The following is a 24,129-nucleotide window of genomic DNA, read 5'->3' on the forward strand; positions in this document are numbered from 1 at the left end:
CACGCTTGAGCCCTCAACCACGCAAGATCACCGAGGGAGGGGAAGAGTGCGAGGGAGGGAGGCGGTCAGGCGGGGCGGGTGACGGCGGTCAGGCGCACGGCGACGGTGACGTCCACGACCTCCGGCAGGGCGGCCAGGCGTTCGTCCAGGCCCGCCTCGTCCACGTGGTGCGCGCTGGGTCCCATGAGCACCAGGTCGCGCAGCGCCTCGCGCCCCAACGGTCGCAGCACGCTCAGCTCCCGGACGGCGGCCGGCACGAGACCGGCCAGCTCGACCGCGAGGCGCTCGTCCTTGCGCTCGTCCAGCCCGAGCATCCCCAGCACCGCGCGCACCTCCCCCAGGTGCGCCGGCAGCGGCGTGAGCACCACCCACGTCCCGCCCGGGCGCAGCACCCGGGTGACCTCCGCCGTCCCGCGCGGGGCGAACACCGTCGTCACCAGGTCCGCGCAGCCGTCGGCCAGCGGCAGCGGGCGCCACACGTCGGCGCCGACGGCCGCGGCCCGCGGGTGGGCGCGCGCGGCGCGGCGCAGGGCGGGCGCCGAGGTGTCCAGGCACACCCCGTCCGCGCCGGTCAGCGCGTCGAGGACGTGCGCGAGGTGGTACCCCGTGCCGCCGCCGACGTCGACGACACGGCCGGCGCCGGGCGCCAGTTCGGCGGCGAGCCGTGCCAGCTCCGCCGCCACGGGCGCGTAGTGCCCGGCGGCCAGGAACCGCTCGCGGGCGGCGACCATGCCCGCGGTGTCGCCCGGGTGCGCGCGCCCTCCACCGGTGAGGTTGACGTACCCCTGGCGGGCGACGTCGGCGCTGTGCCCGGCGGGGCACACCAGCCGCCGCGCGTGCGCGGCGAGCGGCTGCCCGCACACGGGGCAGCGCAGCGCGGGCAGCGCCGCCAGCAGGGCGGCGGGCAGCGCCGCCGGGGAGGACTGGCGGGTGTCCAGGGCCCTCAGCGCTCGCGCTCGGCGGACCCGCCCAGCGGGTGCATGCCGGTGAGCGCGCCCACCCAGGAGGCGGGCACGCGCGCCAGCCGCTCGTCGTAGGCGCGCACGGTGGCGGCGTGGAAGGCGAGGTCCCCGGCCAGGCGGTGCTCGGCGTCGGCGACGGCCCGGCGGGTCTGCTCGTCGGGCTGCCCGTCGGCGTGCAGGGACAGCTCGGCCAGCCGGGTGCGGCGCTGCTCGGCCAGCGCGCCGGCCTCCACGGCCAGGTCCCGCAGGCGCACCAGGGAGGCGCGCGCGGCCGCCGCGTAGGCGACCGCGACGGCCACGAGCAGCAGGACGACGACGAGGACGACGGTGCCGGCGGTGCCCACGCTCAGCCGCCCAGACCGATGTCCGCCAGCGAGTAGGCGGCGCGGTACGGCAGCCCCTCGGCCTCCACGCGCTCCTTCGCGCCGGTGGCGCGGTCGACGATGACGACGACGCCGACGACCTGCGCACCGGCCTCGCGCAGCGCGGCGACGGCGGTGAGCACGGACCCGCCGGTGGTGGAGGTGTCCTCCACGGCCAGCACGCGGCGCCCGGCCACGTCGGGGCCCTCGACGCGCCGCTGCAGCCCGTGCGCCTTCTCCGTCTTGCGCACCACGAACGCGTCCAGCGGGGCGCCGTGCTCGGCCGCCCAGCCGCGCGCGTTGGCGGCGTGCACCACCGCCAGCGCCACCGGGTCGGCGCCCATGGTGAGCCCGCCGACGGCCTGGAAGTCCCAGTCGGCGACGAGGTCGAGCAGCACCGGGCCGACGAGGGCGGACGCCTCGCCGTCGAGGGTGATCCGGCGCAGGTCGACGTAGTGGTCGGCCTCCTCGCCGCTGGACAGCGTCACGCGGCCGTGCACGACGGCCCTCTCGGCGATGAGGGCGGCGAGGCGCTCGCGCTCGGCGGTGGGGGTGCTCACGGGGCACGAGCTTAGGCGGTGGCCGGGTGCGCCCCGGGCGGTGGCGCTGCGGCGGCGGTAACGTCCGGGCCGTGCGCCTGGCCACCTGGAACGTGAACTCCGTCCGCGCCCGCCTGGACCGCGTCCTGGCGTGGCTGGAGCGCAGCGACGTCGACGTCCTCGCGCTGCAGGAGACCAAGTGCAAGGACGAGCAGTTCCCCGCCGACGCCTTCACCGAGGTCGGCTACGAGGTCGCCCACCACGGCCTGTCGCAGTGGAACGGGGTGGCGCTGCTGTCCCGGGTGGGGCTGGAGGACGTGGCCACGTCCTTCTCCCCCGACGTGCCGGGGTTCGGGGTGCCGCCCGTGGTGGAGGCGCGCGCTCTCGGCGCGACCTGCGGCGGGGTGCGGGTGTGGAGCCTGTACGTGCCCAACGGGCGCGGCCTGGACGACCCGCACTACGCCTACAAGCTCCTGTGGCTGGAGGCGCTGCGCGAGGCGGGCCGCGGCTGGCTGGACCGGGACCCGGCCGCGCAGGTCGCGCTCGTGGGCGACTTCAACATCGCCCCCCTGGACGAGGACGTGTGGGACCCGGCCGTCTTCGAGGGCGCCACGCACACCTCGGAGCCGGAGCGCACGGCGTTCCGCTCGCTGGTGGAGCTGGGCTTCAGCGACGTGGTGCGCCCGCACGCCCCCGGCCCGGGCACCTACACGTACTGGGACTACACGCAGCTGCGCTTCCCCAAGCGGCAGGGCATGCGCATCGACTTCGTCCTCGGCTCGCCCGCGCTGGCGGCGCGCGTCAGCGGCGCGACGATCGACCGCGCCGAGCGCAAGGGCAAGGGGGCCTCGGACCACGCGCCCGTGGTCGTGGAGCTGGACGGCCCCGCCCCCGCTGCCGACGCCGCCCCCGACGCCGCCGAGGGCGTGTGACGCGCGGCACTGCGCCGAACGGTTGAAGACCGCGGCCCGAGCCCGCCGCGGGGGCGACGGGCCGGACCTGCGCGGCTAGGTTCGCGAGGGTGCGATCACCTGTGAACGACGCCGACCTGGAGGCCGTCGAGCTGAGCGCGGCCACCGACGCCCGCGGGCAGCGGGCCGTGGCCGCGCTGCTGGAGTCGTGGGCGCGCAGGAGCGTGCCCGGGGACTCCGTGAGCCGGGCGCGGCTGCTGGTGGCGGCCAGCGAGCACAGCGCCTACGCCGGGGACTCCCGCCGGGCGCTGCGGCTGGCCCGCCGTGCGCTGGCGACGGGGGACCACGTCGCCCCGGACACCCGTTGCTACGTGGTGTCGGCGCTGCTGCTGTGCGGGCACCTGCGCGAGGCGCTGGTGCTGGTGGAGGAGGTCGTGCGGGACAGGCCGGCCGACGCCGAGGTGTACGAGCTCCTCGGCGAGGAGCTGGCCCGGCACCACCAGTACGACGACGCCGCCCGGGTGTGGACGGCCGGGCTCTTCCGCTGCGCCGGGGACGAGGAGGCCACGGAGGTGCTGCTGGCGGCGATGCGCCGCGGTCGCGGCCCCTCGCGCCCGGTGGACCTGCGCTCGGTGGACCTGCGCGAGGCGCTGGGCGTCCCGGCGCCGGCCCCCGCGCTGGACTGAGGCGCGGCGGCCGGCCCTGCCGGGCCGGCCGCCGCGCACTGCGCTCAGCCCTTGACGGAGCCCTCGGTGAGCCCGCCGCGCCAGAAGCGCTGCAGGACGACCATGAGGACGATGAGCGGGACGATGGAGACGAGCACGCCACCGGTGGTCAGCTCGTAGAACTCCGGCAGCCGGTCGACCTGCCCGCGCCAGTTCACCAGCCCCAGGGTGATGGGGTACAGCTCCTGGTCGGCGAGCATGATGAGCGGCAGGAAGTAGTTGTTCCAGATGCCGACGAACTGGAAGAGGAACACCGTCACCAGCGCCGGGACCATCATGCGCAGCCCGAAGGTGTGGAAGATGCGCAGCTCCCCCGCACCGTCCAGGCGCGCCGACTCCACCAGGGACGGTGGCACGACCGCGCCCGCGTAGATGCGGCACAGGAAGAAGCCGAACGGTGACACGAACGACGGCAGCAGCACGCTGAGGTACGTGTCGGTCAGGCCGATCTCGCTGAACATGAGGAACAGCGGCAGGGCGGTGGCGGTGCCGGGCACGAGCACCCCGCCGAGGACGAGGCCGAACACGGTGTTGCGGCCCTTGAAGTCGTACACGGCCAGCGCGTACCCACCGGCGGCGGCGATGTAGGTGGCGACGAGCGCACCGCCGCCCGCGTACAGCATGCTGTTGGCGAACCACCGCACGAAGATGCCGCCGTCGTAGCTGAAGACGGAACGGACGTTCTCCCACAGCTGCAGGTCGCCGAACCAGAAGCCGTTGGTGGTGAACAGGTCCTCGGTGGACTTGGTGGCCGCGACGACCACCCAGTAGACGGGGACCAGGAAGTACGCGGCCACCAGCACGAGCACCGCGGTGACGATGATGCGGCTGGCCGCCGGTGGCCCGGTGGCACCGCGCCGGCCGTGGCCGGCGGGTCGGCGGGCTGCCTGGTCGACGGCTGCGGTGGTGGCGAGGCGATCCTCCTCGGGACGGACGGTGCTCACGACTCGCTCCTCGACACGACACGCAGGAACACGAAGGACAGCACGAACGCCGCGACGGCGATGATGACCGCCTGCGCGGCGGCGACACCGAGGTCGTTGTAGGTGAACGCGCTCGTGTAGGCGGCGAAGTTCGGCGTGTAGCTGGCGTCGATGGCCGGCGACACCCCCCTCAGCACCTGCGGCTCGGCGAACAGCTGCAGGGTGCCGATGATGGAGAACACCGTGGTGAGCACGAGCGCGGGCCGGATCAGCGGCAGCTGCACCGACCAGGCGAGCCGCAGCGGCCCGGCCCCGTCCACCCTGGCCGCCTCGTACACCTCACCGGGGATCGCCTTGAGCTGCGCGATGACGATGAGCATGTTGTAACCGGCGTAGGACCACGTGACGATGTTCGCGATCGACCACAGGACCGTCTGCGGGCCCAGGAAGTCGACGGGGACGCCCAGCGTCCCGAGGGCCGCCACGATCGGGGAGAACCCCGGCAGGTACAGGAACGACCACAGGATGCTGGCGATCACGCCGGGGATGCCGTACGGCAGGAAGTAGGCCGCCCGGAAGAACGAGGGCCACTTCGCGGACGCCGACTCCAGCAGCAGGGCCAGGATCGTCACCGCGACGATCATCACGGGGACCTGGACGACGCCGAACAGCAGCACCCGCCAGATCGAGTCCACGAACGCCTCGTCGCCCAGGGCGCGCGCGTAGTTCTCGAAGCCTGCGAAGCCGGAGCTGATGCCGTCCTCGCCGAACAGGCCCTGCCGGTCCACGCCGGTGAAGCTCTGCCCGATCGCGTAGAGCACCGGGAGCAGGAAGGTGAGCACGAACAGCAGCAGGAACGGGGCCAGCAGCACCCACGGCGCCCGGCGCTGTGCGCTCCTCACGACGCGCTCCTGACCTCGAGGCCCTTGTGCCTCATGATGTCCATCACCGTGGCCTGGACCCCGTCCATGGCGTCGACGAGCATGGTCCCTCCCGCGGTGCGCTCCCGGATCGCCGCGGACAGCGCGTCGTTGAGCTCGAGGTAGATCGGCGACCACGTCCAGTCGGGGTTCTGCTGGTCGGCGGCCGGGGCGAAGACCTCCTGGTTGTAGTTCTGGCCGCTGAAGAACTCCGACGGCTGCTGGCGCGAGGCGCCCACGTAGTCGGGGGACGGCGACCAGCCGATGCCGGAGTTCTCGATGAGCAGGTCGATGGCCTCGGGGTCGGTGGTCATCCACACCATGAAGTCCAGCGCCTCGGCGGGGTGCTGGGAGTTGGCGAGCACGGCCGCGGTGGAGCCGCCGAGGGTGGCGGAGGCGTACCCGGTGTCGGGCCAGCGGGGCATGGGCGCCACCGCCCACAGCCCTTCGGTGCCGCCGACGCTCTGCACGAGGGCGTCGCCCCAGGAGCCGGTGATGATGGCGGGGATCTGGCCGGTGGCGGCCGCGGCGTACCAGCCGGAGGACAGCGGTGCGAGGGACAGGTTGAACAGGTCCTCGGAGAACGCGGTGTCCAGCAGCTCGGCGACCATCCGGGTCGGCTCACCGGTCAGGTCCACGATCCACTCGTCGCCGTCCGGGGTGAACCACTCCGCGCCGGCCTGCATGCAGTACGACGTGAAGTTGCCGGGGTCGTTGATGTTGAAGCCTTCCAGGCGCCCCACGGGCGGTGCGTCCTTCACGGCCCGGGCCAGGTCGAGCCACTCCTGCCACGTCGCGGGCGGGGTGAACCCGAGCTGCTCGAACACGTCGCGCCGGTAGAAGAAACCCATCGGTCCGGTGTCCTGCGGCACGCCGTACACGCTGTCGCCGACGGAGACCCGCGACAGGTCGGCCTCGCGGTACTGCGAGGCGTGCTCGGCGAAGCCGTAGCGGCTGAGGTCGACCAGGCCGTTCTGCAGCAGGAAGCTGGGCAGCAGCTGGAACTCCACCTGGGCGATGTCCCCGCCACCGCCGGCGGCGAGCGCGGCGAACATCTTGGCGTAGCCGCCGCTGTTGCCGGAGCCGATCCACACCGCTTCGACCTGCACGTCGGGGTTCTTGGCGTTCCAGGCGTCGCAGACCACCTGCAGGTCCTTCAGCCACGCCCAGTACGTGAGCCGCACGGGGCCGTCGGCCCGCGGGATCGGCGCCTGGTTGTTCACGGACGTCGCGGCCGCGCCGGCTCCGCAGGCGCTCATCGTCCCGGCGGCCCCGAGGGCGCCCGCCGCGCCCAGCACGGAGCGGCGTCGTGGTCCGCTGCCGGGGGATCGCCCCGGTGCGGCCCGGAGCGGGCTCGGTGGTCCTGTCGTGGGCACGGTGCGCTCCTCCCGGCCCGCGTCGGTGCGAGCCCTGACCGACACCGTAGGTGAGGTTCCTGCCGAGAGCCAGGACCGTGCGAGCGCGGCGGCGCGGGGCGGGCGGTCCACCGCGTCACGGGTGCATGCGGGCTCCCTTGACGACCTTGTCGACGCGGCTGCGCGGGCCGTGCAGGGCGAGCCCGACGAGGTCGAGCTGCGCGCCGGGCACGGCGGCGACCACGGCCCGGTTCGCCGCGTCGTGGCCGGTGGCGAACATGCCGGCGGTGAACACCGCCAGCGGCAGGTCGCGCTCGAGCGCCCTGCGGTGCGCGGTGCGCAGCAGGTCCGCGGTGCCCTCCAGGACGAGCACCGGCTGCCCCAGCAGGGCCAGGTATCCGGTGCCGTCGGCGTCGGCGTAGGGCTGCCCCACGAGCTCGGGGTGGGCGGCGGTCACGCCGCCGGCCAGGAACGCGGTCACGTTCAGGCGCTGCCACGCGGCCAGGTCGTCGCGCAGCAGGACGGCGATCTTCGTCTCGAAGCGGACGGGCGTCTCGTCGGGGGTGGTGTCGTTCACGACGGCAGCGTGGCGCGGTGCGCAGGGCGCGGTCTTGTACGTTCCTGACGTGCCCGAGGGGACGGCCGGGCCCGCGGCCGAGGTGGTGCGCAGCTGGCGGCCGGCGGTGCCCGGCGTCGCGGAGGTGCTGCACGCCCGCTTCACCCGCCACGCCTACCCGCTGCACGTCCACGGCACCTGGACGGTGCTGCTCGTCGACGAGGGCGCGGTCAGCTACGACCTGGACCGCCGGCACCGGGGTGCGCTGGGCTCGGCGGTCACGGTGCTGCCGCCGCACGTCCCGCACGACGGCCGGGCCGCGACCGGTGCGGGGTTCCGCAAGCGGGTGCTGTACCTGGAGCCGCAGGTGCTGCCGGAGCACCTGGTGGGCGCGGCCGTCGACGAGCCCGCCCTGGCCGGTGCGGCCCTGCACGGTGCGGTGGCGGCGCTGCACGCGGTGCTGGTGCTGCCCGGGGAGGAGTTCGAGGCGGAGGCCCGGACGGCGCTGCTGGTGGCCTGGCTGCGCCGGCGCCTGGAGGGCCGCGAGCCGCTCCCGCCGCGGCGGGACGCGCCCCTGGCGGCGCGGCTGCGGGACCTGCTGGACGCGCACGTGGTGGAGGGGGTCGCGCTGCAGCGGGCCGGGCAGGAGCTGGGGGCGAGCCCGGAGCACCTGGTGCGCACGTTCCGCCGCGAGGTGGGGATGCCGCCGCACGCCTACCTGACGGCCCGGCGGGTGGACCTGGCGCGGCGGCTGCTGCTGGCCGGTCACCGCCCGGCGACCGCGGCCGTGCTGGCGGGTTTCCACGACCAGTCGCACCTGACGCGGCACTTCCGCCGCCTGCTGGGGGTTCCCCCGGGGCGCTTCGCGGGCTGAGGGCCACGATGGGGGTGTGAGCGGCGAGCGCAGCGGTCCCGGGTCGATCACCGACGTGCCGGGGGTGCGGGTGGGGCAGGTGACGCGCCGCGGCGGCGGCTGGCTCACCGGCGTCACCGTGGTGCTGCCGCCGCCGGGGACGGTGGCGGGCGTGGACGTGCGCGGCGGGGGCCCGGGCACCCACGAGACGGACGCGCTGGACCCGCGGACCCTGGTGCCGACGGCGGACGCGGTGGTGCTCACCGGCGGCAGCGCGTACGGCCTGGTCACCGCGCACGGCGTGCAGCGCTGGTGCGCCGAGCACGGCCGGGGTTTCCGCGTGGGGCCGGGCGAGGGCGAGGTGGTGCCGATCGTGCCGGCGGCGGCGGTGTTCGACCTGGGTCGCGGCGGGGTGTTCGGCAACCACCCGGCGCAGGAGTGGGGGTACGAGGCGGCGGCCGCGGCGCACTCCCCCGCCGGGACGGTGGTGGCCCGCGGCAGCGTCGGCGCGGGCACGGGGGCGGTGGTGGGGCGCCGCTTCAAGGGCGGGGTGGGAACGGCCTCGGTGCGGGTGGGCGGTGCGGTGGTCGGGGCGATCGCCGTGGTGAACGCGTTCGGGCTGCCGGTGGCGCCGGGCGCAGCGCGCGGCGGGGCGGTACCCGGGGAACCGCTGGGCTCGGGGCCCGCGCTGAACACGACGCTGGTGTGCGTGGCCACGGACGCCGCGCTGGAGCCGGCGGAGGTCTCGCGCACGGCGACCACCGCGCACGACGGGCTGGCCCGGGCGCTGGACCCGGTGCACACCCTCTCCGACGGCGACACCGTCTTCGCGCTCGCCACCGGGGCGGTGCCGCTGCCGGTGACGCGCCCGGAACGGGTGGCGGAACTGGTGCGGGTGCAGGCCGCGGCGGCGGAGGCGGTGCGCCTGGCGGTGCTGGACGCGGTGGCGTCGGCGGAACCGGTGGAGATCGGTGGGCAGCTGCTGCCCCGCTGGCCGGGGTGAGGCAGCGGCGGGTCAGCGCTCCCGCCGGCCGGTGGGCGGTTCCTCGATGCGCAGGGGCGGCAGCCCGACGACGTCGAACGTGGCGGAGGCGATGCCGATGCCGGCCTCGTCCAGGCCGGCGAGGACCTGCCGGGTCACGGCGTCCTTGACGGCGCGCACCCCGCGGTGCGGCACGAGGAAGCGCAGGGACATCTCCAGCCAGTTGTCGGTGATGCGCCAGTACACCGCCGGTTCCAGCGAGGCGTCGGCCATCGCGTAGCGGGTGCGCATCCTGGCCAGGGCGGCCTCGGCGGCCGGGTCGTCGACGACGGCGTGGTCCCGGGCCGCGGCGAGCAGGAGGGCCTCGGCGCGGGAGCGGTCGGCGGTGTAGGGCACGGGCAGCGCGATCTCCTCCCACAGGTAGGGGAAGTCGCGCGTGTAGTTGTAGACGGGTTCGTCGAAGACGACGCCGTTGGTGACGGTGACCAGCCGGCCGGTGTACTGGCGCGAGTGCACCCACCCGGCGGGGTCGGCGCCGCTGGGCCCGGGTCCGGCGGAGGGCGGCTGCCCCATCTCCATAATGGTGGTCTTGAGGAACCCCAACCGCACGACGTCGCCGCGCACCCCGCCGAGGCTGACCCGGTCACCGACGCCGAAGGTGTCCCCGCGCAGGATGACGAAGTAGGCGGCCAGCGACAGCAGGACCTGCTGCAGGGCGAACGCGAGGCCGGCGCTGAGCAGCCCGACCCCGGTGGACACGTCCGTCTCGGGGGTCACCCAGATCGAGAAGACGCCCAGGACCAGCACGACGGCGCTGATGACCTGCAGGCCCTGCCGGGCCCAGAACCGGCGCGGGTCGGCGACGCGCCCGCCCAGCACCCGGCGCACCGCGGCGCGCGCCACGGCCCGCAGCGCCAGCACGGCGAGCACGAGGACGGCGGTGAACAGCAGCTTCACCCCGGTGGTGGCGCTGACGCCGACCAGGGTCACCCCGAGGATCTCCACGGCCTCGGAGGACGCCTCGTCCAGCACGGGGGTCTCGAGCACTCCGCCGTCGAGGAGCAGGGTCACGGGGCACGGCCTCCCGGGGTCGGCGGCTCGGGGGCTCCCGGCTCTGAGCGGGCAGCCCTCGCGGTCGGCCGAACGTACCCAGCCGCGCGGGCCCGCGCAGCTCGGCGCAACCGGCGCACGACGGGGTCCGGCAGGACCCGTCGCGCCACCGGGGCGGTCGCGGCCAGCAAGGGCCGGCGCCGGGGACGCTCGGCGCGCACCCGGGCGCGGGTCTCCAGGTCCAGCGGGAGCAGCACCTGCTCGACGGCCAGCAGGACCGTGCCGCGCAGCAGCCACAGGGAGGTCTGCTCGCGGGCGTCCACCAGCAGCAGCTCGGTGAGGGTGGCGCGCGCCTCCCCGGCCCGCTGCAGGCTCTGCGCGAGGCGCTGCTCCACCTCCTCCTCGGCACCGGACGCCTCGGCCTCCAGCAGCGCCCCGAACTCGTCCAGGCAGGCGGCGACCTCGGTGAGCACGACCGCGAACGCGGCCCGCACCTCCGAGCCGTACCCGTCGTCGGCGCTCGCGTGCGCCGGCGCCTCCCGGCGCATGGCGACGAACAGGGCCCGCAGCGCCAGCAGCGAGCTGTCCAGGGCCTCCAGCCCGGTGCGCAGCACCGGTTCCACGTCGGCGGTGGCCAGGGCGCGGGGGTTGAAGCGGCGCAGGTCGCGGACGTCGCCGAGGGCGGCGGAGGCCCGTCCGGCGACGTCCGCGACGGCCCGGGCCCGCTCCAGCCAGTCGGTGACCTCGGCCTCGGTGACGGGTCGGTTGGCCATCGCGGTGCCGGCGACGATGAGGCACTCGGCCTGCTCCTGGGCGACCGCGCGGACCTCGCCGACCGCGTCGCGGGTGGGCACCGGCGGCGGTACCAGCACGCTGAACGCGATGCCGACCCCGGCGCCGATGAACGTGGTGACCAGGCGGGTCTCCGCGGCGATCCCCTGCCCGCCCACGGCCAGGACGAGCATGGCGCTGATGGGCGTCTCCAGCGCCTGGGCGCCCAGCCGCAGCACGGCGGCCAGCAGCAGGGAGGAGCCGACCGCCACCGCCAGGCTCCACCAGCTGAGCCCGACGACGGTGGACAGGGCGACGGCGACGAGGACGCCGGTGAGGACGGCGCCGACCCGCACGACGGCCATCTTGAGGCTGGAGGTCGCCGACGCCTGCAGGACCAGCAGCGAGGTGAGGGAACCGGTGAGGTCGACGGGGCCCCGCGTCGCGACGAGGGTGAGCAGGTAGGAGACGACCGCGGCGGCCGTCAGCCGGGCCGCGGGGGCCAGCACCGGCCACAGCCGGGCGCGCGGGCGCCGCGCGCGCCACGCCCGCAGCGTTCCCCGCAGGGCCGCCCGGCCCCACCCGGCCGCCGTCATGCCGCCTCCCGACCCACCGCGTGCACCGACGCCTCGTGGGCGCTCCACGGTGCCTCCTCGGCGCCGCGGTTGCGAGCCGGCTCCACCGAGGACCCGAGCACCTCGCTGAGCGACCCGTGGCGCGGTGGGCGCGGTCAGCGCCCCGGCGCCGCCACCCACTCCAGGAAGGAGTCGAACCAGTCGTCCGAGGGGGTGCCTCGCCGGCGGGCTCCGAAGCCGTGCCCCCCGGCGGCGTAGGCGTGCACCCGGGCCGGGACCCCGGCCCGGCGCCAGGCGTCGTGCAGGCGCAGGCACGAGCCGACGATGACGTCACCGAGCTCGTCGTCGTCGGCCCACGCCAGGAACATCGGCGGCGCGGGCCGCGGCAGCGGCAGCGGCACCTCACCCCACCAGGCCGGGTAGATCGGCGCCACGAACGAGGGCCGTTCCGCCGCGGGCACGTCGAAGCTGGTCGCCAGCGCGACGTACGCACCGGCGGAGAACCCGAGCACACCGGTGCGGTCGGGGTCCACGCCCCACTCCTCGGCGCGCTCGCGCACGGCGCGCAGCGCTGCACCGCCGTCGGCCGACGCGGCCGCCCGCCGGGCCCGCGAGACCTCGGCGAGGTGGTCCCGGTCGCCCAGGCGGCTGTGGGCGAAGGCGGTGAACCGCTCGTGCTCGACCGGGGTCGGGACGAGGCGGTAGTGCAGCACGAAGGCGGCGATGCCGTGCTCGGCGAGCCGCTGGGCCACGTGGGCGCCCTCGTTGTCGACCGCCAGCAGGTGCAGGGCACCGCCGGGGGCGACGACCACCCCGGTGCCGGTGCTCGTCGCAGGGTCGGGCAGGTACGGCGTCAGCGTGGCGAGGGTGACGTTGCGCAGCAACCGCTCGCCGGGGTGGTCGGGGTCCTCGAAGAGGATCGAGGTGTCCTCCGCACCGTGCGGGCCGAGCGGGACGGGGCTCAGGCGCCGCACGTCCCCGCCTCCCGCCGGTGCGGGCGCGCGCCCCGCCGCCTCACCGGGTCGTGGCCCCGGCGGAGGCGCGCAGGCGCTCGGGGACCACGGTCTCGCGCGGGGCGGTGGGACGGAAGTCCAACCGGTCCACGCCGAGGCCGTTCAGCACCGCCCGCTCCACGGGGGAGAAGTCGCCGGCGTCGGGGCGGTCGAAGTCCATGGGCTCGCGCAGGCTGAGCGGGGGGTTGGTGATCAACCGCTGGGCGCGCAGCACGTTCTGGGACGTGGCGTGCAGCATGAACGGGTGCATGAGCACGACGTCGCCCTGCTCACCGGTCAGCTCCTCGAACCGCCGGCAGTGCTCGACGAGGCGGGTCTGCTGCAGCGCGTCGGGCAGGACGCCCTCGGGGCGCTCGGCCAGGAACCGGGCGACGACGCCGACGGAGTCGGTGGCCACGAAGGTGCCCCCGCCCCGGGAGAGCACGTCGGTCCACAGCACGATGGTCAGCAGCCCCTGCTCGGGGGAGTCCAGGAAGTGCCGGAAGAAGTCGCCGTCCTTGTGCCAGCCGCCGACGCGAGCCGACGGCGGCTCGAACGGGCGGTCGGCGCCGACGCCGAGGTTGGCGATGATGCCGTCGCCCCACTCCCAAGGGGTCTGGACGCGCTCCCGCCCGCCCAGCAGCTGGCAGGCGGCGTGGAAGGCGGTGGGTGCGAAGCGCTCGGCGTCGACGTGCGCCCGGGAGGACAGGTGGACCCGGGGGCGGTCCCACGTGGTGGGGTCGTCGCGGTCGACGCCCAGGCGCTGCCAGGCCTCGTCGACGATCGGTGCGGCCTGCTCGGCGTCGAAGCAGCGCTCCAGGACGACGTAGCCCTTCTCGAGGAAGTGCTCGACCTGCGCGTCGCTGAGCGGGGCGGTGGTGCTGGTGTCCACGGGATTCCTCACGATCACGAGAAGGGGGTGGCTCTCAGCCCTTGAAGGCGCCGTCCATGATCCCGGACACCATCTGCTTGCCGAAGAAGGCGAACAGCACCAGCAGCGGGACGGTGACCAGGAAGGAGCCGGCCATGGCCAGGCCGAGGTCGACGGAGATGTTGGACTGCAGGGCCTTGATGGCGATCTGCGCGGTGTACATGTCGGGGGACTTCAGGACGATGAACGGCCAGAGGAAGTCGTTCCAGGCGTTGACGAAGCCGAGCAGGCCGAGGACGGCGGCCGCCGGGCGGACGACGGGGAAGGCGATGCGGGCGAAGATCTGCCAGGAGTTCGCCCCGTCCATGCGCGCCGCCTGCAGCAGCTCGTCGCTGATGGTGGCGCTGATGTGCTGGCGCATCCAGAAGATGCCGAACGCGCTGACCAGGCCGGGGACGACGAGCGCCTGGAGGGTGTCCACCCACCCCAGGGTGGAGATGACCATGTACTGCGGGATGACGGCCAGCTGGGCCGGGACCGTCATGGTCAGCACGAGGATGAGGAAGAGCACGTCGCGGCCGCGGAACGTCATCTTCGCGAAGGCGAAGCCCGCCAGCGAGCACAGGAACGCCTGCCCCACGGCGATGAGGGCTGCGACGATGAAGCTGTTGATCAGTGACCGCACGAACGGCACGGTCTCGAAGACGAGTCTCAGCAGCTCGGGGAAGTTTCCCCCGGGGACCACGCGCGGCGGCAACTGGGTGGCGGCTTCGGAGCCGACGGAGGAGACGACGAACATCCAGTAGACCGGGAAGATGCACGCCGCCGCCGCCAGTGCGAGGACCGCGTAGGTGTACCAGCGCACCCGGACGATACCCCGCCGGCGGGGGGTCCTCGTGGTGCGCGGCCGCAGGTCCGCCTGCTGCCGGGGGTCGGTGGTGGTGGCCATGTCAGCCCTTCTTCCCCAGACGGCTCGAGAGCAGGAAGTTGATGAACGCCACGACGACGATGATGGCGAACAGCGCGACGCCGACGGCCGAGCCGTAGCCGAACTTGAACGACCCGAAACCCTGCTCGAAGAGGAACAGCGAGAGGGTCTGGCACTGGCGCGCCGTGCCGCAGGTGAGCGTCCCGTTGGACAGCAGCAGGGGCTCGGTGAAGATCTGCAGGCCACCGATGGTGGACATGATGACGGTGAAGACGATCACCGGGCGCAGCGACGGCAGGGTGATGTGGAAGAACTGCTTGACGGGGCCGGCCCCGTCCACGGCGGCCGCCTCGTACAGGTCGCGCGGGACGGCCTGCAGCGAGGCCAGGTAGAGCAGCGTGTTGTAGCCGAACCAGCGCCAGATGACCATGACCGAGATGAGCACGTGGCTGCCGACCGCGCTGGACATGAAGTCGATGTGCTCGAAGCCCAGCAGCTCCAGGAACCAGTTGAGCAGACCGTAGTCGCGGTTGAAGATCTGGGCGAAGACGATCGCCGTCGCCGCGACCGAGGTGATGTACGGCAGCAGCATCGCCATGCGGAAGAAGTTGGCCATGCGGAGGTAAGCGCTGTTGAGCACCTGCGCCAGGATGAGCGCGATGATCAGCTGCGGGACCGTCGAGATGATCCAGATGCTGAAGGTGTTGCGCAGCGCGTTCCAGAACCGCGGGTCCTCGCCGAGCAGGCGGAAGTTCTCCAGACCGACGAACGTCTTGTCACCGATCGGGTTCCAGTCGAACAGCGCCACGTAGAAGGTGAACAGCAGCGGGAAGAGGCCGAAGACGAGGAAGAGCACGTAGAAGGGGGCCACGTACCCGTACGGCGCCAGCCGCTCCCAGCGCTTCTCCACCGGCCGGGTCGCGGTGGCCGGTTTGACCGGCCGCAGCGTTCCGGGGGTCAGGGTGGCACTCATCAGGAACCGATCGCGGACTTGATGTTCCTCACGGCGGTGTCCCACGCGGCGTCGGCGGGAGCACCGTCACCCTCGACGCCGTTGAGCGCGTTGAGCAGTTCGGTGCTGATCTCGGTGTTGTACTCACCGTTGACGAAGGGCTCCAGACCCAGGACCGCCTGGGTGAAGATCTTGCCCGTGGGAGCGTCGCCGAAGAAGGGGTCGGTGTGGTTCACCAGCTCCGGCTTGTCGTAGTTGACCGGGGTGGTGGGCAGCGACCCGGAGTCGAGGAAGTGCTGCAGCTGCTGCTCGGGGGACTGCATCGTCGTGATGTAGTCCCACGCGGCCTGCGGGTTGGCCGCGCGCGCGGGGATGGCCAGGTAGCTGCCGCCCCAGTTGCCTCGACCGCCGGGGATGACGGCGATGTCCCACTCGCCCTCGGTGTCGGGTGCCGCGGACCGGATCGAGCCGAGCATCCACGAGGGTGCGGCCACGGCGGCGAACGCCCCCTTGGCCATGCCGGCGTTCCAGCCGTCGGTGAAGCTCTCCAGCTTCGCGGTGATGCCGGCGGCGATGGCCCGCAGCCCGAGGTCGAAGGACTCGCGGACGATGGGGTTGGTGTCGTACACCACGTCACCGTCGGCGGAGTAGTACTGCTCCTCACCCTGGGAGACGGCCTGCAGGAAGACGGTCGTGGCGGCGTTGTCGATGAACGCGTTGCCGGTCGCCTCGGTGTAGCGCCGGCCGGTGGCGATGAAGTCCTCCCACGTCGGCCACAGCGCGCTGACCTCGTCGCGGTTCGTCGGCAGCCCGGCGGCGGCCATGAGGTCGGTGCGGTAGGCGACGCCCATGCCGCCGACGTCGGTGGGGATGCCGATGATCTCCCCGGACTGAGCAGTGGCCTGCGCCATCACCCACTCCACGTAGTCGTCCTGGACGTCGTCGGCGCCCAGCGTGGTGAGGTCGACGAAGTTGCCGGGGTTCTTCATGAACTTCGGAAGGTCACCGGCCTGGATGAGCACCAGGTCGGGCACCTTGCCGCCGGCCAGGGCTGTGGTCAGCCCCTGCGCGGTCTCCTGCGCGTTGCCGACCTCGGTGAGCTTGACGGTGACGTCGGGTGCGAGCTGCTTGTACTCCTCGACGGAGTCCTTCTGGTTGATGCCGGTGAAGGACCAGAACTCGAAGGTGTTGGGGTCGGTGGCGCCGGACGACCCGCCCGAGCAGGCCGAGGTCGCCAGGGCGGTCCCGCCGACGAGGGCGGACAGCGCCAGGGCCCGGCGGCGGGACAGCGGTGCGGCCGTGGCGGACTGCGGGGTCGAAAGCAGGTTCTTCACGGAAGTCCCCTCCCTTGGGGAGTCGTGGTGGAACGCACCGGCAGGGAGACGGTGCGCTGACGCGCTGGTGGACGGATCTCCTGCGGTGCGGCAGCAGGGGTCGTGAGGGGCGGTCGGTGGGTCTTCAGCCGACGGCCGGGAAGCTGACCGTGGCGAAGCTGTGAGCCGGCACCGTCACCCGCAGGGTGGACCCGTGCAGGTGGACGGCGTCGAGGTCGCGCACGCGCACCGGGGTGCTCGAGGCGGTGTTGTGGGCGCAGACCTCCTCGGCCGTCAGCAGCTTGCCGGCCGGCGCACCGGCCACGGCCCCGCGCACGTCGATCTCCACCTCGGTCGAACGCTGCGCGTCGAGGTTGGTCAGCGAGATCAGGACCTGCCCGTCCTTGGTGCTGGCAGAGGCGGAGAACGTCGACAGCTCCTGCTCGCCGACCTGCCGTGCAGGTGCCGCACCTCGTACGTTCAACGGCAGAGACGCGGCGTCGTGGTGGCCCTTGTTCATGGCGAAGACGTGGTAGCTGGGGGTCAGTACGAGGGCGTCGCCGTCGGTCAGCAGCATGGCCTGCAGCACGTTGACGGTCTGGGCGATGTTGGCCATCACCAGGCGGTCGGCGTGGCGGTGGAACGCATCGAAGTGGACGCTGGCCACGAGGGCGTCCCGCATCGTGTTCTGCTGGAACAGGAAGCCGGGATTCGTGCCCGGTTCGACGTCGAACCAGGTGCCCCACTCGTCGAGCACCAGCCCGACGCGCTTGCCGGGGTCGTAGGCGTCCATGACGGTGGCGTGCCCGGCGATGATCCGTTCGACGTCTCGGGCCTTGAGCATCGTGCGGTAGTACTCGTCGATGTCGAAGTCCGTGGCTGAGCCCTTGTTCTCCCACGTCGACCCGACGATCGTGTAGTGGTGGAAGGAGATCGCCTGGTAGGTGTTCTTCCCGTGCCCGGTGACCTCCCCGTCGCCGAGGTACCGGCCGAGGTTCTGCATGAGGACCTCGGTCCAGCGGTAGTCGGCGTCGGCCGCGCCCGCGGCGATGCGGTACAGGCGGTTGTCGCCGTGGTCGAGGCTGTAGGTGCCGAACTGGCGGGCCAGCTCGGCGTAGGCGCCGGCCCCCATCCCCCCGCCGCAGCCCCACGGCTCGTTGCCCAGGCCCCAGAACGGGACCGACCAGGGCTGATCGCGCCCGTTGGCCCGGCGCAGTCGCGCCATCGGGGAGTCGTCGGCCCGGGTGAGGTACTCGATCCACTGCGCGGCCTCGCGCACGGTGCCGCTGCCGACGTTCGCCGAGACGTACGGCGCCGCGCCCAGCAGATCGCACAGCGCCATGAACTCGTGGGTGCCGAAGGAGTTGTCCTCCACGACGTCGCCCCAGTGGGAGTTCACCATCCGCGGCCGCTGCTCGCGCGGGCCGATCCCGTCGCGCCAGTGGTAGGTGTCGGCGAAGCAACCCCCGGGCCAGCGCAGGTTGGGGATGTCCAGGGCGCGCAGCGCCTCCACCACGTCCAGGCGGATGCCGCCCTCGTTGGGCACGGGCGAGTCCTCGCCCACCCAGAACCCGCCGTAGACGCACCGGCCCAGGTGCTCGGCGAAGTGCCCGTACAGGTGGCGGCTGATGCGCGCGCCGGGCAGGTCCACGTCCAGCACGGCCTGCACCCGCTGCACCTGCTCGGACCCGTTCGCAGGTCGCGGGGCGGGCCCGGGGGTGGTCGCGCTGGTGCGCAGCGCCGCACCGGCTCTCTCGTCGTCGATGAGCACGCGGTCCTCACAGTGGTCGGGTAGCACGATGCACCCGCTCGCCGACCCGAGTCGGGCGTGCGGCACTTCCGTGCGGGAGTCGTCGAAGTCACCGCGCCGACCGGGCCGGGGCACCGCCTTCGGTGGTCCGGCCGCGCTGGCGCATATCGATATATTGGGCAGGCTGCGACACCGTGTCAAGGTCTTCCGGGGCTCCGCCCTTGTAGTTTTGTCGCAAGCTCAGCTGCACGAACCGGTGCGGCGGGCGCTGGCGCGAAGGAGGTCGGTCGTGGTCACGATGCGCGACGTCGCCGCGGAGGCCGGGGTCTCGCCCATGACCGTCTCCAACACCCTGACCGGCAAGCGGCCGGTCAGCGAGCAGACGCGGCGGCTGGTGCTGGAGACGGTCGAGCGCCTGGGTTACCAGGTCAACGTCGCCGCGCGCAGCCTGCGCCAGGGGCGCACCGGCGTGGTGGGCATCGCCGTGCCCACGCTGGACAGCCACTACTACAGCCAGCTGAGCCACCGCCTCGTGCTGGCCTTCTCCCGCGCGGGCCTGGCCACCGTCGTGGAGGAGACCCACGCCAGCCGCGAGGGCGAACTGGCCGCCTTCCGCGACTCCCGCCTGAACGCCTACGACGGCCTGGTCATCGCGGCCCTGGGCCTGAGCGAGCGGGAGATCAACGCCCTCTCGCGCGAGGTGCCGGTCGTGGTGCTCGGCGAGCAGGAGCTGCACCAGAGCGTCGACCACGTCAGCATGCCCAACGTCGCGGGGGCGGAGGCCGCCACCCGGCTGCTGGTGCAGCGCGGCTGCCGGCGCCTGGCGATCGTCGGCTCGCCGTCCCTGGACGCGCTGGGGGGCGCGACGCTGCCGGAGGGGGCGGCCTTCACGCTGCGCGCGCAGGCCTTCACCCGGGTCGTGCACGACAACGGCCTGAGCGCCGCCGCGGCCTACGCGGGCGTCACCCAGGCCGCCGGCGCGCAGTGCGCCCGAGACCTGCTGCAGCTCCCCGAACTGCCCGACGGGATCTTCTGCGTCACCGACACGCTGGCCTTCGGGGTCCTCCGCGGCCTGGCGGACCACGGCGTGCGCGTGCCCGACGACGTCCTGGTCGTCGGGTTCGACGACGTCGAGGACGCGCGTTACCACATTCCCTCGCTGTCCTCGATCGCTCCCGACCACGAGCAGCTGGTCGCGCAGGCCGTTCGCCTGCTCAGCCGCCGCATCGCGGACCCCTCGGCCGCGCCGCAGGACCTGACCGTCTCCTTCGAGGTCGTCGAGCGCGAATCGACGGCACGCCCGGGAGCGTGAAGCGCCGATCGACCACGCGCACCGGCGGGCCGTGACAGGATCGCGCTGCGGCGGCGTCCTCGACGACGCTCAGGCACGGAGCCGCGACCCCCCGACCGCAGGAGCGCACCCCTCGTGAACCGTTCCCTCCCACGGCTCGACACGTCGCAGCTGCCGCCGGCCGTCGACGTCTCCGACAACAGCGCCGCGCTCGCGGAGGTCCGCGCCGTCGTCGACGCCGGTCCCTACAGCGACGCCTGGGCGTCGCTGTGCCGGTACCAGCCCCCGCAGTGGTACGTGGACGCCAAGTTCGGGATCTTCATCCACTGGGGCCTGTACTCCGTCCCGGCGTTCCGCAACGAGTGGTACCCGCGCAACATGTACCAGCGGGGCAGGCCGGAGTTCGAGCACCACCGGCGGACCTACGGCTCCCACACCGACTTCGGCTACAAGGACTTCATCCCGTCGTTCACCATGAGCGGTTTCGAGCCGACGGAGTGGGCTCGCCTGTTCAGGCGCGCAGGTGCCCAGTTCGTCGTCCCGGTGGCCGAGCACCACGACGGCTTCGCCATGTACGAGACCGCCCGGTCGCGTTGGAACGCCGCCGCGGTGGGGCCCGAGCGGGACGTCTTCGGTGACCTGCTGGCCGCGGTGGACGACGCGTGGATGGTGCGCGGCGCCTCCACGCACCGCGCCGAGCACTGGTTCTTCATGAACGGCGGCACGCAGTTCGACTCCGACGTGCGCGATCCGCGCTGGCAGGACTTCTACGGCCCGGCGCAGCGGGACGAGACCGCGCCCAGCGAGCGCTTCCTCGAGGACTGGCTGCTGCGCTGCGTCGAGGTCGTCGACCGCTACCGCCCGCAGGTCCTCTGGTTCGACTGGTGGATCGAGCACCCCGCGTTCGAGCCGTACCTGCGCCGGCTCGCCGCCTACTACTACAACCGGGCGGCTCAGTGGGGTCGAGGAGTGGTGATCAACCACAAGTGGGACGCTCTTCCCCCCGGCTCCGCGGTCTACGACGTCGAGCGCGGCACGCTCGGAGCCACCCGTGACGAGGTCTGGCAGAACGACACGTCCGTGTCCAGGACCTCGTGGTGCTGGGTCGACTCCCACGAGTACAAGAGCGCGAGCGAACTGATCGCGGAGCTCGCCGACGTCGTCGCCAAGAACGGCGTCCTGCTGCTGAACATCGGTCCCAAGCCCGACGGGACCATCGCCGCCGAGGAGCAGACGCTCCTGGAACAGGTCGGTGACTGGCTCAGCCGCAACGGCGAGGCCGTCTACGGCACCAGACCGTGGCGCCTCCCCGGGGAAGGACCGACCCGGACCGTGGCGGGTTCCATGGTGGACGGCTGCGCTCCCCGGTACACCGGCGCCGACGTTCGCTTCACGCAGCGCGAGGACACGGTGGGCGCCTACGTCTACGCCATCCTCCTCGCGGTTCCCGAGGACGGCACCGCCCGCATCAAGGCGTTCGGCTCCGGCTCCCCGCTGCTGGAGCGCGACATCCGCGAGGTCAGGGTGCTGGGACGCGCGGAGCCGCTCGAGTGGACCAGGGAGCCGGATCAGCTCGTCGTCCGGCTGCCGCCACCGGCGGCCGGTGCGGGCGGTCCGGTGCTCAAGCTGTTCTTCGAGCCCGAGCAGGCGGCCGGGCGCTGGGACCCCTTGCACGGACCGGCGCCCGCGTAGCCGGGCACCGCCAGCCCCGGGGTCCCGGGGCTGGCGGTGCACCACATCGTCACAGGGCGCTGACGGCGGCCTCCGCGCGCCGGACGACGAGCCCGGTGGAGCGGGCGGAGTCCGGCGAGTCGAGGTCGACGGTGAAGTCGCGGTTCTCCACGTCCACCTCGACGGTGTCGCCGTCGCGGACCTCGCCCGAGAGGATCGCGCGGGCGAGGCGGTCACCGATCTCGCGCTGCACCAGGCGGCGCAGCGGCCGGGCGCCGTAGGCCGGGTCGTACCCGGTCAGCGCCAGCCAGTCCTTCGCCGCGTCGCTCACGTCGAGGGTGAGGCGGCGGTCGGCGAGGCGGCCGGCGAGGCGCTGCACCTGCAGCTCCACGATCCGGGACAGCTCCTGCGTGGACAGCGGGTCGAACACCACGACGTCGTCGAGGCGGTTGAGGAACTCCGGCTTGAAGTTCGCCCGCACCGCGCTCATCACGGCGTCGTGCTTGGTGGCCTGCGACAGCTCCGGGTCCACGAGGTACTGCGAACCGAGGTTCGAGGTCAGCACGAGGATGACGTTGCGGAAGTCGACGGTGCGCCCCTGGCCGTCGGTGAGGCGGCCGTCGTCGAGGACCTGCAGGAGGATGTCGAACACCTCCGGGTGGGCCTTCTCCACCTCGTCCAGCAGCACCACCGAGTACGGGCGCCGCCGCACGGCCTCGGTGAGCTGGCCGCCCTCCTCGTACCCGACGTACCCGGGGGGCGCACCGACGAGGCGGGCCACCGCGTGCTTCTCGGAGTACTCGCTCATGTCGATGCGGACCATGGCCCGCTCGTCGTCGAAGAGGAAGTCCGCGAGCGCCTTGGCCAGTTCCGTCTTGCCGACGCCGGTCGGCCCGAGGAACAGGAAGGAACCCGTGGGGCGGTCGGGGTCGTTGACCCCGGCCCGGCTGCGGCGCACCGCGTCCGAGACCGCCTCGACGGCCTTGGACTGGCCGATGAGCCGGGCGCCGAGGAACTCCTCCATGCGCAGCAGCTTCTCGGTCTCGCCCTCGAGGATCCGGCCGGCGGGGATGCCGGTCCAGCCCGCGATGACCTCGGCGATGTCGTCGGGACCCACCTCGTCGGCGACCATCGGCTTGGGGCCGGCGCCGTCGGCCTGCCCCTCGGCGGCCTGCGCCTGCTCCAGCTCGCGCTCCAGACCGGGGATGCGCCCGTAGAGGATCTCGCTGGCCCGGCCCAGGTCGCCCTCGCGCTGCAGGCGCTCGGCCTGCGAGCGCAGCTCGTCGATCTGGTGCTTGAGGTCGCCGACGCGGTTCAGGCCGGCCTTCTCCTGCTCCCACCGGGCGGTGAGCGCGGTCAGCTGCTCCTGCTTGTCGGCCAGCTGCGCGCGCAGCGCCTCCAGCCGCTCGCGGGAGGCGGCGTCGTCCTCCTTGGACAGGGCGAGCTCCTCCATGCGCATCCGGTCCACGGCGCGGCGCAGCTCGTCGATCTCGACGGGCGAGGAGTCGATCTCCATGCGCAGCCGGGACGCGGCCTCGTCGACGAGGTCGATGGCCTTGTCGGGCAGCTGGCGCCCGGAGATGTAGCGGTCGGACAGGGTGGCGGCGGCCACGAGGGCGGCGTCGGAGATGGCGACCTTGTGGTGCGCCTCGTACCGCTCGCGCAGGCCGCGCAGGATGCCGATGGTGTCGGGCACCGAGGGTTCGCCGACGAACACCTGCTGGAAGCGGCGCTCCAGGGCGGGGTCCTTCTCGATGCGCTCGCGGTACTCGTCGAGGGTGGTGGCGCCGACCAGGCGCAGCTGGCCGCGGGCGAGCATGGGCTTGAGCATGTTGCCCGCGTCCATGGAGCCCTCGGCGGCGCCGGCACCGACGACGGTGTGCAGCTCGTCGATGAAGGTGATGATCTGCCCCTCGGAGCGCTGGATCTCCGCGAGGACGGCCTTGAGGCGTTCCTCGAACTCTCCGCGGTACTTCGCGCCGGCGACCATCGCGGACAGGTCGAGGGCGACCAGGCGCTTGCCGCGCAGCGACTCCGGCACGTCGCCGGCGACGATGCGCTGGGCCAGGCCCTCGACGACGGCGGTCTTGCCGACGCCGGGCTCGCCGATGAGGACGGGGTTGTTCTTGGTGCGCCGGGAGAGCACCTGCACGACCCGGCGGATCTCGGCGTCGCGGCCGATGACCGGGTCGAGCTTGCCGTCGCGGGCCTGGGCGGTCAGGTCCACGCCGTACTTCTCGAGGGACTGGTAGGTGCCCTCGGGGTCGGGCGAGGTGACCTTCGCGCCGCCGCGCACGCCCGGCAGGGCGTCGAGCAGCGCGTCGCGGGTGGCGCCGACGGCGCGCAGGGCCTCCCCGGCGGCGGACTGCCCGGTGGAGGCGCCGATGAGCAGGTGCTCGGTGGAGACGTAGGCGTCGTCCAGGGCGCGCGCCTCGTCCCCGGCGGCCTGCATGAGGGCCAGCGCGGGGCGGGACAGCGACGGCTGGGCGACGGAGGCGCCGGACGCGCTGGGCAGCGAGGCCAGCGCGCCGTCGACGCGGCGGGTGAGCAGGGCGCGGTCGGCGCCGAGGGCGTCGAGCAGCGCGCCGGCGACGCCGTTGTCCTGCGCGACGAGCGCGGCGAGGACGTGCAGGGGCTCGACCTGCGCGTGCCCGGCGGAGGTGGCGCGGCCGACCGCGTCGGCCAGCGCTTCCTGGGCGCGGGTGGTGAGCTTGAGGTCCACGGGTCCCTCCTGGCGGGGTGGTGCGGAACGACTACGCCAGGCACAACGCCGACAGACTTGAGCTTGTTCCGCTCAACTCCACCCGCGGTCGCTCCACCCCCCACTCACCCTCGCGGTGATCTTGCACGGTTGAGCGTTCACCCGTGCAAGATCAC

Annotated in this window: 22 protein-coding genes; 6 read left to right on the plus strand and 16 right to left on the minus strand. The window is 73.4% G+C overall.

Annotated features, from left to right (window positions below):
• Positions 1–65 precede the first annotated feature (65 nt).
• The 3 genes from ACRYR9_RS11925 to pyrE are packed head-to-tail and all read right to left on the minus strand — an operon-like array spanning position 66 to position 1,884.
• A complete protein-coding gene (locus ACRYR9_RS11925) occupies positions 66–896 on the minus strand; it encodes a putative RNA methyltransferase (protein ID WP_432493432.1) in 831 nt (276 codons plus the stop codon).
• A 47-nt stretch (positions 897–943) separates the two neighbouring features.
• On the minus strand, positions 944–1,306 hold the full coding sequence (locus ACRYR9_RS11930; RefSeq protein WP_432493442.1) for a hypothetical protein: 363 nt from the start codon (positions 1,304–1,306) through the stop codon (positions 944–946).
• Between the two features lie 2 nt (positions 1,307–1,308).
• On the minus strand, positions 1,309–1,884 hold the full coding sequence (gene pyrE / locus ACRYR9_RS11935) for an orotate phosphoribosyltransferase (RefSeq protein ID WP_432493376.1): 576 nt from the start codon (positions 1,882–1,884) through the stop codon (positions 1,309–1,311).
• Positions 1,885–1,955: 71 nt separating this feature from the next.
• Here pyrE and ACRYR9_RS11940 point away from each other — a divergent pair, with 71 nt between their 5' ends.
• Together ACRYR9_RS11940 and ACRYR9_RS11945 are read left to right on the plus strand one after the other, a co-directional pair.
• Positions 1,956–2,795: an exodeoxyribonuclease III gene (locus tag ACRYR9_RS11940; protein ID WP_432493378.1), complete on the plus strand. Its 840-nt coding sequence runs from the start codon at positions 1,956–1,958 to the stop codon at positions 2,793–2,795.
• Positions 2,796–2,896: 101 nt separating this feature from the next.
• Positions 2,897–3,460 carry a tetratricopeptide repeat protein gene (locus ACRYR9_RS11945; protein ID WP_432540192.1) on the plus strand — a complete coding sequence of 188 codons (564 nt, stop codon included), beginning with the start codon at positions 2,897–2,899 and terminating at the stop codon, positions 3,458–3,460.
• A gap of 44 nt (positions 3,461–3,504) precedes the next feature.
• On the opposite strand, the gene ACRYR9_RS11950 is transcribed toward ACRYR9_RS11945, so the two are convergent.
• From ACRYR9_RS11950 to ACRYR9_RS11965, 4 genes are all read right to left on the minus strand, one after another.
• Positions 3,505–4,323, minus strand: a complete 819-nt coding sequence (locus ACRYR9_RS11950) for a carbohydrate ABC transporter permease (protein ID WP_432493434.1) — start codon at positions 4,321–4,323, stop codon at positions 3,505–3,507.
• 116 nt (positions 4,324–4,439) lie between these two features.
• The gene (locus tag ACRYR9_RS11955; protein ID WP_432493382.1) at positions 4,440–5,324 is read right to left on the minus strand and encodes a carbohydrate ABC transporter permease; all 885 of its coding nucleotides are present in this window, start codon (positions 5,322–5,324) and stop codon (positions 4,440–4,442) included.
• The gene (locus ACRYR9_RS11960) at positions 5,321–6,640 is read right to left on the minus strand and encodes an ABC transporter substrate-binding protein (protein ID WP_432493384.1); all 1,320 of its coding nucleotides are present in this window, start codon (positions 6,638–6,640) and stop codon (positions 5,321–5,323) included. Before ACRYR9_RS11960 ends, ACRYR9_RS11955 begins: the two co-directional genes overlap by 4 nt.
• A 193-nt stretch (positions 6,641–6,833) precedes the next feature.
• Positions 6,834–7,274 (minus strand): DUF2000 family protein, encoded by a 441-nt coding sequence (locus ACRYR9_RS11965; RefSeq protein WP_432493386.1) that lies wholly within the window; start codon positions 7,272–7,274, stop codon positions 6,834–6,836.
• Between the two features lie 49 nt (positions 7,275–7,323).
• Between ACRYR9_RS11965 and ACRYR9_RS11970 the strand changes: the two genes are divergently transcribed.
• On the plus strand, positions 7,324–8,127 hold the full coding sequence (locus ACRYR9_RS11970) for a helix-turn-helix transcriptional regulator (RefSeq protein ID WP_432493388.1): 804 nt from the start codon (positions 7,324–7,326) through the stop codon (positions 8,125–8,127).
• Positions 8,128–8,143: 16 nt separating this feature from the next.
• Positions 8,144–9,109: a P1 family peptidase gene (locus tag ACRYR9_RS11975; protein WP_432493390.1), complete on the plus strand. Its 966-nt coding sequence runs from the start codon at positions 8,144–8,146 to the stop codon at positions 9,107–9,109.
• Positions 9,110–9,121: 12 nt separating this feature from the next.
• On the opposite strand, the gene ACRYR9_RS11980 is transcribed toward ACRYR9_RS11975, so the two are convergent.
• The 8 genes from ACRYR9_RS11980 to ACRYR9_RS12015 all read right to left on the minus strand — a co-directional run bounded on the left by ACRYR9_RS11980 (position 9,122) and on the right by ACRYR9_RS12015 (position 18,218).
• Positions 9,122–10,159 (minus strand): mechanosensitive ion channel family protein, encoded by a 1,038-nt coding sequence (locus ACRYR9_RS11980; protein ID WP_432493392.1) that lies wholly within the window; start codon positions 10,157–10,159, stop codon positions 9,122–9,124.
• Complete coding sequence (locus ACRYR9_RS11985; RefSeq protein ID WP_432493394.1) at positions 10,156–11,505, minus strand: FUSC family protein; 1,350 nt, start codon at positions 11,503–11,505, stop codon at positions 10,156–10,158. Before ACRYR9_RS11985 ends, ACRYR9_RS11980 begins: the two co-directional genes overlap by 4 nt.
• A gap of 134 nt (positions 11,506–11,639) precedes the next feature.
• Positions 11,640–12,458, minus strand: a complete 819-nt coding sequence (locus ACRYR9_RS11990; RefSeq protein ID WP_432493396.1) for an alpha/beta hydrolase — start codon at positions 12,456–12,458, stop codon at positions 11,640–11,642.
• A 40-nt stretch (positions 12,459–12,498) separates the two neighbouring features.
• On the minus strand, positions 12,499–13,368 hold the full coding sequence (locus tag ACRYR9_RS11995; protein WP_432493398.1) for a phytanoyl-CoA dioxygenase family protein: 870 nt from the start codon (positions 13,366–13,368) through the stop codon (positions 12,499–12,501).
• 34 nt (positions 13,369–13,402) lie between these two features.
• Positions 13,403–14,296, minus strand: a complete 894-nt coding sequence (locus ACRYR9_RS12000; RefSeq protein WP_432493400.1) for a carbohydrate ABC transporter permease — start codon at positions 14,294–14,296, stop codon at positions 13,403–13,405.
• Between the two features lies 1 nt (position 14,297).
• The gene (locus ACRYR9_RS12005) at positions 14,298–15,248 is read right to left on the minus strand and encodes a carbohydrate ABC transporter permease (protein ID WP_432493402.1); all 951 of its coding nucleotides are present in this window, start codon (positions 15,246–15,248) and stop codon (positions 14,298–14,300) included.
• Positions 15,248–16,561, minus strand: coding sequence for an ABC transporter substrate-binding protein (locus ACRYR9_RS12010; RefSeq protein ID WP_432493404.1), 1,314 nt, complete (start codon positions 16,559–16,561; stop codon positions 15,248–15,250). The genes ACRYR9_RS12005 and ACRYR9_RS12010 overlap by 1 nt, the downstream gene beginning before the upstream one ends.
• Before the next feature lie 124 nt (positions 16,562–16,685).
• Complete coding sequence (locus tag ACRYR9_RS12015; protein WP_432493436.1) at positions 16,686–18,218, minus strand: alpha-N-arabinofuranosidase; 1,533 nt, start codon at positions 18,216–18,218, stop codon at positions 16,686–16,688.
• Positions 18,219–18,588: 370 nt separating this feature from the next.
• Here ACRYR9_RS12015 and ACRYR9_RS12020 point away from each other — a divergent pair, with 370 nt between their 5' ends.
• Positions 18,589–19,602 carry a LacI family DNA-binding transcriptional regulator gene (locus ACRYR9_RS12020; protein ID WP_432493438.1) on the plus strand — a complete coding sequence of 338 codons (1,014 nt, stop codon included), beginning with the start codon at positions 18,589–18,591 and terminating at the stop codon, positions 19,600–19,602.
• Positions 19,603–19,716: 114 nt separating this feature from the next.
• On the plus strand, positions 19,717–21,273 hold the full coding sequence (locus tag ACRYR9_RS12025) for an alpha-L-fucosidase (protein WP_432493406.1): 1,557 nt from the start codon (positions 19,717–19,719) through the stop codon (positions 21,271–21,273).
• Positions 21,274–21,322: 49 nt separating this feature from the next.
• Here the strand turns inward: ACRYR9_RS12025 and clpB are convergent, their stop codons facing one another.
• A complete protein-coding gene (gene clpB / locus ACRYR9_RS12030; protein WP_432493408.1) occupies positions 21,323–23,974 on the minus strand; it encodes an ATP-dependent chaperone ClpB in 2,652 nt (883 codons plus the stop codon).
• Between the last annotated feature and the right edge of the window lie 155 nt (positions 23,975–24,129).

Origin of the sequence: Kineococcus auxinigenes (assembly GCF_050871525.1) — a bacterium.
Lineage (GTDB): Bacteria > Actinomycetota > Actinomycetes > Actinomycetales > Kineococcaceae > Kineococcus.